Origin of the sequence: Streptomyces phytophilus (genome assembly GCF_013870535.1) — a bacterium.
GTDB lineage: Bacteria > Actinomycetota > Actinomycetes > Streptomycetales > Streptomycetaceae > Streptomyces > Streptomyces phytophilus.
Genome location: NZ_JACBXC010001389.1, coordinates 1 through 1,512, shown reverse-complemented (window position 1 = coordinate 1,512; position 1,512 = coordinate 1). Strand labels below are relative to the sequence as shown.

Sequence of the window (1,512 nt, the reverse complement as noted above, 5' to 3'; positions counted from 1 at the left end):
TCCGCAGATCGCCGACGGCCGCCGCGACGTCGTCGTCGAACCGCGCCCAGGGGAGCAGCCCGAGCCGCCCGTACAGCCGGGCGACATCCGCGGGCAGCTTCCCGTACGCCATCTCGATCACCGCGGACACGCCCAGCTCCTCCCCGGGGATCGACAGGCCCTCCAGCCGCCGCTCCTCGTCCGACAGCTCCGCCACCAGCGCCCGCAGCGTCAGCCGCGGCTCCATGGCGAGCCTGGCCCCGACGATGCCTAACGCCACCGGCATTCCCGCGCAGTACTCCACCAACCGCCCGGCCGCCTCGGGCTCGTCCCCGATCCGGCCACCGTCCCCGGCGAGGTGCGTCAGCAGTTGCAGACCGTGCTCGGCGGCCAGCGGCTCCAGCGCCATCAGTTGCGCTCCGTCGAGCGTCAGCTCGCCGATCCGCGACGGGCCTGCCGCCAGCACCGCGCTGCCCGGGTGGCTCGGGAGGAGCGCGCGGACCTGCGCTGCCTCGGTGACCTCGTCGAGGACCACGAGCAGCCGGCGCCGCTCGGACTTCTGCCGGTACAGCGTGGTCAGTCCGGCGAGCGAGTCGGGCAGGTGGCCGGGACCCACATCGAGCTGCCGCAGGGCTTCACCGACCGCCGCCGACAGCCGGGCGGACTGCGAACCCCCGGGAAGCGCCCCGAAGTCCACGTACAGCGGACTGCCGTCGAACCGCGCCTTGTTCGCCCGCGCGAAGTGGGCTTCGAACGCGGTCTTCCCCATGCCGGACAGCGCGCTGACCGCGAGCACCGGAACGGGCGCCGAGGGTCCGCGGGTCGGCGCTCCGGGCGCCGGTGCCCCGGCCGGCGAAGCCGGGGACAGCAAGGCGGCGGCAGCCACCGCCTGTTCCTCCACACGGTTGACGAAATGCGCCGCCCCCGCGGGCAGTGGATCGCCTTCCCTCGCACTCGGCTCCCCGCGCCCGGAGAACCGCGCCTTCAGCTTCCTCCAGCCGTCCGTCGCCTCCGACGACACCACCGCCACCAGCGCAGCGACGGCCAGCGTCCCGACGGCCCCGATGACCCACCCCACAGCGCGCCCCCTGCCCTTCCCCGGCCAACTCACTCTCCGTCACCACACGATAGCGGCCGGGTCCGACAATCGCGCCGGGGTCAGCGCGCGAGCCAGGCCCGCGGGCCCATCACCGTCACCGGGCGCCTCCGCGGATCCAGGGTCCGCAGAAGCGTACGCATGTGGGGCTTGGCCAGCGACACGCAGCCACTCGTCGGGCCGCCGTGGTCGACGTGGACCCAGATGCCGCCGCCGCGGCCGTCGCCCAGGGGGCGGGTCCAGTCGAGCGGGGTGGTGCCGGGCTTGCGGTTGTAGTTGATCGCCACGACGTGGTCGAAGGAGCCGGCGAGGGGTTCGCCCTCGTAGCCGCGGCCGGTGGCGGTGAAGGCGGGGCCGTGGTCGTACGGGAGCTTCGTGCCCGGATCGGGGTCGAGGCCGCCGGCGTCGGTGAGGCCGTAGACGCCGGCCGGGGTGCG

General features: G+C 74.6%; 1 protein-coding gene and 1 pseudogene. Both read right to left on the bottom strand.

Annotated elements, in window-relative coordinates; all coding sequences use genetic code 11:
• A pseudogene (locus H5J30_RS32645) lies at window positions 1-1,057 on the bottom strand (hypothetical protein); the annotation flags it as partial.
• 80 nt (window positions 1,058-1,137) lie between these two features.
• Window positions 1,138-1,512: L,D-transpeptidase family protein (locus H5J30_RS32640; RefSeq protein WP_374101053.1), on the bottom strand; the 375-nt coding region annotated here is incomplete at its 5' end.